This is a genomic window from Blautia sp. AM28-27, from assembly GCF_003480905.1.
Taxonomy (GTDB): domain Bacteria; phylum Bacillota; class Clostridia; order Lachnospirales; family Lachnospiraceae; genus Fusicatenibacter; species Fusicatenibacter saccharivorans.
Genome location: NZ_QUJK01000017.1, coordinates 58,129 through 65,711, shown reverse-complemented (window position 1 = coordinate 65,711; position 7,583 = coordinate 58,129). Strand labels below are relative to the sequence as shown.

The 7,583-nt window shown below is 45.6% G+C and carries 7 protein-coding genes; 3 read left to right on the top strand and 4 right to left on the bottom strand.

The features are described 5' to 3' along the window. The coding region (locus DW743_RS15280) for an MATE family efflux transporter (protein WP_243106635.1) at window positions 1-669 on the top strand (669 nt) is incomplete at its 5' end. A 148-nt stretch (window positions 670-817) separates the two neighbouring features. Beyond that, on the top strand, window positions 818-1,426 hold the full coding sequence (locus DW743_RS15275; protein WP_117762080.1) for a nucleoside recognition protein: 609 nt from the start codon (window positions 818-820) through the stop codon (window positions 1,424-1,426). Here the strand turns inward: DW743_RS15275 and DW743_RS15270 are convergent, their stop codons facing one another. The 3 genes from DW743_RS15270 to DW743_RS15260 all read right to left on the bottom strand — a co-directional run bounded on the left by DW743_RS15270 (window position 1,427) and on the right by DW743_RS15260 (window position 4,098). Continuing rightward, a complete protein-coding gene (locus DW743_RS15270) occupies window positions 1,427-2,659 on the bottom strand; it encodes an aminopeptidase (RefSeq protein ID WP_022461263.1) in 1,233 nt (410 codons plus the stop codon). Window positions 2,660-2,685: 26 nt separating this feature from the next. Continuing rightward, complete coding sequence (locus DW743_RS15265; RefSeq protein ID WP_022461262.1) at window positions 2,686-3,402, bottom strand: histidine phosphatase family protein; 717 nt, start codon at window positions 3,400-3,402, stop codon at window positions 2,686-2,688. A 261-nt stretch (window positions 3,403-3,663) separates the two neighbouring features. Continuing rightward, the gene (locus tag DW743_RS15260; RefSeq protein ID WP_022461261.1) at window positions 3,664-4,098 is read right to left on the bottom strand and encodes a hypothetical protein; all 435 of its coding nucleotides are present in this window, start codon (window positions 4,096-4,098) and stop codon (window positions 3,664-3,666) included. Between the two features lie 151 nt (window positions 4,099-4,249). On the opposite strand from DW743_RS15260, the gene DW743_RS15255 reads away from it, so the two are divergent. Further along, the gene (locus DW743_RS15255) at window positions 4,250-5,563 is read left to right on the top strand and encodes an ATP-binding protein (RefSeq protein ID WP_022461260.1); all 1,314 of its coding nucleotides are present in this window, start codon (window positions 4,250-4,252) and stop codon (window positions 5,561-5,563) included. Between the two features lie 31 nt (window positions 5,564-5,594). Here the strand turns inward: DW743_RS15255 and tnpC are convergent, their stop codons facing one another. Beyond that, entirely contained in the window at window positions 5,595-7,052 is a 1,458-nt protein-coding gene (tnpC, locus tag DW743_RS18010) for an IS66 family transposase (protein ID WP_238061561.1), read from the bottom strand. Between the last annotated feature and the right edge of the window lie 531 nt (window positions 7,053-7,583).

The following is a 7,583-nucleotide window of genomic DNA, read 5'->3' as shown; positions in this document are numbered from 1 at the left end:
CACTTCGCGCTGGACCGCGGACTGTACGCAGATCTGCTGGCGCAGGGATTTTCAATGGGATTCATGAGCAGTATCATTTACGTTGGTTCGATCGTCCTGCAGCCGGGCATCAACAGTCTTGGATATGAAACAATTGCGGGACATACCGCTGCGAGAAAGCTGTTTTCGTTCTCCATGATGCCGCTTTCTTCGATGGCGCAGGCCGTCAACACCTACGTTGCACAGAATCGCGGTGCGGATAACCGGGAGCGCGTACACAAAGGCATCCGCTATGCCTACTTATTCTGCTTCAGCGTTACCATCGCTTTGATTATCTGTGTCACACCGTTTGCGCCAACCCTGGTACACCTGATCTCCGGCTCCTCCGACCCGACCGTCCTCGGAAACGGCGCCCGCTACCTCCGCGTAGCCATCCCGTTCTTCTTCGCACTCGGCCTCGTCAACTGCAGCCGCTTGGCGCTTCAGGCATTGGGAGAAAAAATTCTGCCGCTGCTGTCGAGCTTTATTGAGCTTTTTGGAAAGATTATCTTCGCAATGGTATTCATCCCGCGTTACCATTACAGCGCCGTAATCTGGTGCGAACCGATTATCTGGTGCTTCATGGCTGCGGAGCTTGTGATTTCACTGTATCGAAATCCTTATATGAGAAAAGGGAAAGCGGGAAATTGATTTTTAAATGAAAAAGTGCCGGGCAATACACGAAGAAATATATAGTCTATTTTGTTCACTGGATAGGGTATAACAGGATCCTGTTCGAATCATGGAAAATATAAAGTCAGCATATTTTTATAAAGATCTTTTTTAGTCAGGTGATGCAATGAACGTTCTATGGAGTTCCATGCTGCTTCTCGGCATCGTATACGGCGCGATACAGGGGCGGATGCCGGAGGTGACGGATGGGGTGATTCGGGCTTCGCGGGAGGCGGTGGTGCTGGCGGTTTCGCTGGTTGGGGTGACAGGGTTCTGGGCGGGGCTGATGGAGATTGCGAAGAAGGCGGGAGTGATTGACGGGCTGGTGAAAAGGATGGGGCCGGTGCTGCGGTTTTTGTTTCCGAGAGTGCCGGAAGAGCATCCTGCAATGCGGGCGGCGGGGATGAATATGATCTGTAATGTGTTTGGGCTTGGCGCGGCTGCGACGCCGCCGGGGCTTGCGGCGATGGAGCGGTTTGAGGAGCTGGAGGAGGAGCGGCGGAAAACGAAAAACCCGGCCGCAGTTCCAGAAGGAACCGCGAACCGGGAAATGTGTACGTTTTTGATTTTGAATATTTCATCCCTGCAGCTCATCCCCGTCAACATCATCGCGTACCGCAGTCAGTACGGCAGTGTCCATCCGACGGCAATTGTCGGACCGGCGCTTGCGGCGACAGCGGCGAGTACGATTGCGGCGGTGGTGTTCTGCAAAGTGATGGAAAGGATGGGGCGATGATTATTCAGCCCAGGTGCCGTTTACAAAGACATCGGTCTCGCTTCCGTCTTCGTGGATACCCACGATGTGCAGGTCATCCGATCCAACCATAAAGTCAACGTGGATCAGGGAATCATTGACACCTTTTGCGAGGATTTCTTCATCACTCATATCCATAAATCCGTCCAGAACCTCAGAGAATCCGGCACCGGCGGCAACATGACAGCATGCGTTCTCATCGAACAGTGTGTTGAAGAACATCAGACCGGACTGGTTGATCGGGGACTCCTTCGGAACGAGTGCAACCTCGCCGAGCATCGAAGCGCCGTCATCCATGGCGAACATTTTTTTCAGAACTTCCTCGCCCTGCTCTGCGTGGCAGTCAACGACTCTTCCGTCTTTAAAATCAACAGTAAAGTTGTTGATAACCTGTCCGGACCAGCTGAGCGGTTTGGTGGAAACAAGGCGGCCTTCGCATTTGCCGCGCATCGGGCTGGTGAAAACTTCCTCGGTCGGCATATTCGGAACGAAGAAGACCTTGTTCAGATGATTGATATCGCCGGCGCCGCTCCATTTTGCGCCCGGGATCAGCTCAACGGTGAAATCAGTTCCATTTTTGCTGGTGTAATGCAGTTTATGGAACGCCTGCTCGGTCATCCATTTTGCCTTGCTGATCATACGGTTGCTGTGTGCCTGCCAGATCTTTTCGATATCTTCGCCTTCTTTTAAGTACAGGCAGTCGAAAATGGCATTCCACAGTTTCTCAACTGCAACATCCTCCGGCTCGCCCGGGAATACTTTTGCAGCCCATGCCGGTGATGGAGCGGCAACGATCAGCCACTGATGTTTTCCGTCGATCTGGTCGCGGTATTTTTTCGTTACTTTTGCGCGCATCTGGCGAACGGTGGAGAGCAGGTCAGCGGAGATGCCGGCAAGCTCGTCCGGATCGGAGGAGTCGATGAAAATGCGGACCGGCAGATCCACGGTCATCTGTTTGAGGCGCTCTTCTTCCCAGGTCTGAACGGTGCCGAGAGTTTCTGCGGATGCATACTGATAATTCAGTTTGTTGATCGGACCGCACTCCCAGATCACTTCAACATAGCTGGCACCGGCCTTGTAGCACTCTTCGGTAACCATGGTAGCAAGCTGAACCTGGTCAACGCCGGTCTGCAGGCGGACACGCTGTCCTTTCTGTACATTTGCGCCGATTTTTACGATCAGCTCTGCGTATTCTCTTAATTTTGCTTCATTCATGATAAAAATCTTCCTTTTTGTAAAGTTTAAAATTGAAATGGATCGTTAAACGCTCCATAATAGGAAACCGGCTCGCCCGCCGAAAGCAGGTGATGGACATCGCCTACGGTCTGGCAGCGGAAGTACACCTCGCCCGGTTTGCGCTCCTCGGTTCCGACGATCGTGACGGAAGTCGGCGCCAGGAACATGCCCTGCCAGAGCTGCACCGGTGTCATGTTCAGCAGGTGGGACAGCGCCACACACGTAACGCCGAGATGGCAGAAGCAGACAATGACAGCTTCGCGGTTCGTTTCATCCGAAGCGTGATAGCGGTAACCGTCGCGTACATAACCGTAGCGCGCAAGCAGTGCATCGAGTCCGTCGGTCACAAAATGATAATTCTCGTCCATGTTTCCGGTCTGCATGATCGGATTTTTCGTCCAGAGATTATTGTCATAGAGATCCCGGTTTGCATCGAGCACATCCGGAAGAAAATCCCACGGAATCCGGCGCTTTCCGGTCTCCGGATCAAGGACAGGCGCATCAAACTCCCGCAGCCACGGAAGAATTTCGGCCTCGCGGCCCGCATTTTTCAACGTAAAAGAAGCCGTATCCTTCGCACGTCCGAGCGGCGAGCAGTAAAAATCGGTGACGTTCCATTTCACCGTCCGCTTCGAAAGTAGCTCAGCCTCACGCCAGCCTTTTTCAGTCAGAGAATCAATCTCATAATTCGGTTCGCCGTGGCGGATAAAAATAAGTTTCATAAGAATTCCTTTCTTCGTATACCACAAATCGTTTGGTTTATGCATCGAAAAGTCAATTTCAGTTCCGAAAAATTAGTGATGAAGCATAAAATATTCGGAATTGCTATAGGTTAGTGTATCACAAATTGTCAAATTTGTGTGAGTTTCTACGGAAAAAGATGCGACAAATTGGAAGAGTGTTTTGGAAAGATGGGACTGGTAGAAAAACAAGTTTGCTCAATAAATCAATCGTTTAAGCCAGTTTGGCATAATGGATAAAAATTATACGCGGATATTTCCGTTTTTCATTTCACTCATCTGTTTATTTTTCAGCATCCATGGAACGGTTATGTTTCCTGGACCCCAAATTTGTTTTTTGGGATGCAGAAATCCCAGCGTAGCGGAAAACAGAATCCACAGGAGAAACCATAAAATACTCTGATAAACACCACTCTGGACACCGGATTCCAGAAGAACACTGCCAAGAAGGGAATCGGCCGCACTGCTGGAAACAATGAGTGGAATGCTGGCATGATCCATGTAGGGGAGAGAAAGCAGTCCGCCGATGAGTAAACCAATGAGACTCAAGAAAATGACTCTGAGAAAACCAAAAAGCGTATTAAAATGGTTCATATAGCGGACAGAAAGCAGATCTCTTGTGGAATAGGAAGTTGCAGCAGTTTTCATTGCTTCAGCAAGATCGGAGGCCTGCTTCACAGGAATAAATACGCCGCTTTCGCTGCCAGAATATTATGAAACTCATCGACTTTCATCACTGTAAAAAATGTAATTATCAGACTAAAACTCATTGTATTTTTTGTAATTGCGTAATATACTATACTTACATTATGATGATGGAGGTGCGTCTATGTACCGAATTGCTATTGAAAAACTATTAAAATGGAAACAAAGCAAACGCCGCAAACCCTTAATTATTGAAGGGGCACGTCAGGTTGGCAAGACTTGGCTAATGAAAGAATTCGGCAAGCAGGCGTATACAGATGCCATATATATCAATTTTGACTCTAATTCCAGAATGGCAGAGTTATTTGCTTCTGACTTGGATACTGACCGCTTAATTATGGGATTAGAGTTGTATGCTGGTCGCAAAATTGATCCAGACAATTCTTTATTGATTTTTGATGAAGTACAGGAAGTTCCGAGAGCGCTGGCATCTCTTAAGTATTTTTATGAAAACGCCCCGCAGTACCACATTGTATGTGCCGGTTCTTTGCTTGGTATCGCTTTGCATCAAGGCACATCTTTTCCCGTTGGCAAGGTAGATTTCTTAAAGCTTTATCCTCTTTCGTTCAAAGAGTTTTTGATGGCAACCGATAAGGAACGTTTTGCCGAACTTCTTGATAAGCAAGACTTTGGGATGATTACATGCTTTAAGCAAACATATATCGATTCCTTAAAGCAATACTACTTTGTCGGTGGTATGCCTGAAGCTGTGCAAAGCTTCGCAGAGAACAAAGACTTTAATGAGGTCCGTGAAATTCAAAAGCGAATCCTTGCAGCCTACGAACAAGACTTCTCTAAACATGCTCCAAATGAGATTGTACCAAGACTTCGTATGTTGTGGAACAGTATTCCTTCTCAGTTAGCCAAAGAAAACAAAAAATTCATTTACGGGCTCGTCCGTGAAGGTGCCCGTGCGAAAGACTATGAAACCGCAATTATGTGGCTCAGTGATTGCGGTCTCGTTCATAAGGTCAGCCGTGTAAATGCAACGGGCATCCCGCTACGGGCGTATGAGGACTTAAAAGCATTTAAGTTATTTTTGGTAGATGTGGGATTGCTCGGATGCATGACGGGGCTTCGTCAACGTACTTTGCTTGATGGGAACGATCTTTTTGTCGAATTCAAAGGCGCACTTACTGAACAGTATGTTTGTCAGCAATTAAAAACCATCGAAGATTTAGGTATTTATTATTATACCAACGATAGGGGTTCTTGTGAGGTTGACTTTGTTATTGATACAGGTGAGCAAATTATTCCGGTTGAAGTGAAGGCAGAAGTTAACCTTAGAGCAAAGAGCTTGAAAACATATCAGGAGAAGTTTTCACCTGATATATCTGTTCGTACTTCGATGGCAGATTTCAAAAAGGAAGATTGGCTTATAAATTTGCCGCTCTATGCAATTGAGAAGATTGATAAAACAATAGATGAGCTAAGTTAAATGCTATTCTCATGTAACTATTCAGAACCCCCTATTCGAAAATGAAATCTGGGCATCCTGAGATTGCCTTTCTGATTGCATCGTATGCGTTGTGCCCTTGCTTATGGGCTGTGCCAACATAGGACATGATTTTCAGATAATCCCTGGCTCCTTCTTCACTTCGGAAGCAGCCTGATACTTTCGTCTTAACTTTTATCATCCTTAAATCTCGTTCCGCCTGATTGTTATCAAACGGAACCATGAAGTTATGGATAAAAAGGCAGACTGATGCCTTGTAATTATCAAAGCGCTCCACCAGAGCAAGAATCTTTCCTTTTTTCTTTCTCCCACGTTTTTTCTCTGCGGTAACCGGAAGCGGATTTTTTTCCCTGGCTTGTTTGATAAGTTCATCGTATCGCTTATCAAACTTATGATAGTGATAATAGCTGAGAGTTTCTTTACCGGCCTCTACAGCTTTATCTTTGACCTTCTTCATTTTTATCAGAAGGCCTATAAATGCAGACGCCCATTTCTGCTCGGGATGGTTCTCGGCAATGCCTGTCAATTCCCGTAATAAGTGGGCACAGCAGACTGCATGTTGGCAATCTTCGTAACTCCAGTAAGAAGCCCAGCAGTCATGCATGGAAATACCGTGAAACAATGGCAGCACACCGCACTGCTCCATGCCAAGATATCCACGCTTTGGACTGATATCAAGGTACGTGAATTCACAGTTTGATGCATCATGAACCCACCATAGTTTTTTATCAACACGGGTTCCGGTCTCATCGAAATGACCAAGACTTGAATCGGCAACTTTTTGCTTTATCCGGTTTACTGTCTCGGATACTGCGTCAGCACAACGTTTTACCATGTTACTTATGATTCCGGTGGCAAGTGGGATGTTAAATACGCCAGAGAGAATCTCATGTGTTCTTTTCACACTGACTGCTCCGACTGTATTTAAAGCAACAGATAGTGCCTGCAAGTTCTCACCATACTGCACGGTTGCTTTAACATCATTAGGAAAGCTCCCTTTTCTGGTATCTCCATGAAGCATACAGATTGGAATCTCGAGAAGCTGATGTTCCACGACATTAACAGTGACGACCGCATCAATGACATGTCGTTTTTCTGCAACACAGGCAGTTCCTTTACACATTTTGTAATGAGGACATCCTTCGCAGGCAGATGGCATATGTTTCACAATCTCATCAGGGTCTGAAATGACAGACAGGTATGTTCCCTGATGACCTTCCTGTCCGCCAACCTTTTTACCAGAAGGTTTACGCAGACTTTTTGGCGCAGGTTTTTTAAAGCCATCACTTGAAGGCGGCTTGGAACTGTTTTTAGAATTCTTGTTAAGCTGTTCTCTCAGTTCCTGAATGGTCTGATTGAGCTGGGTGATAAGCGCAGTCTGCGCATCAAATGATTGTTGCAGGGAATTCAAAGATGCATTTAATGCATTGACTTGCATTTGCAGCTGCGTATTCATTTCCTCTACTGTCAAAGAGACCACCTTCTTTCACTAAAATATGATAGTTCTATTTTAGCGTAAAATCAGAAAAAAAGCGAATTGTGTGGAAATGCTCATTGGGCAAAATGACTGTGGATAAAGCTATTTTTTTAAGGTGCAAGTGTTGCTAAATTTAATCAAAATCCGATAAAAATAGGATTTTGAAATACAAAAATGATGAATTAAAATCAGTAATCCACAAAGATGGAAATAGCTGCTTCACCATCGGTTAGTTATCCACCGACAGGAAGCAAATGAAGTGAAAACAGATTTTTTATTTTCTCTGTTTTTCACAAAAAATCACATGGACTCTATCAGGGGTTCTGAATAGTTACAAAAAACTTATAAAAGCGTTGGTTCATTTTGGAATCAACGCTTTTATAAGTTTTTTAAGAGTATATGTAAAATATTGTATAAAAACAAAGAATAAGTAGTTTTGCATGGTAAAAATGGAGAGGGTAATTGTCGAAAATATAATTATTAATAGCGAAATACCATATGGATACGTGACCACATTTTTGCTTA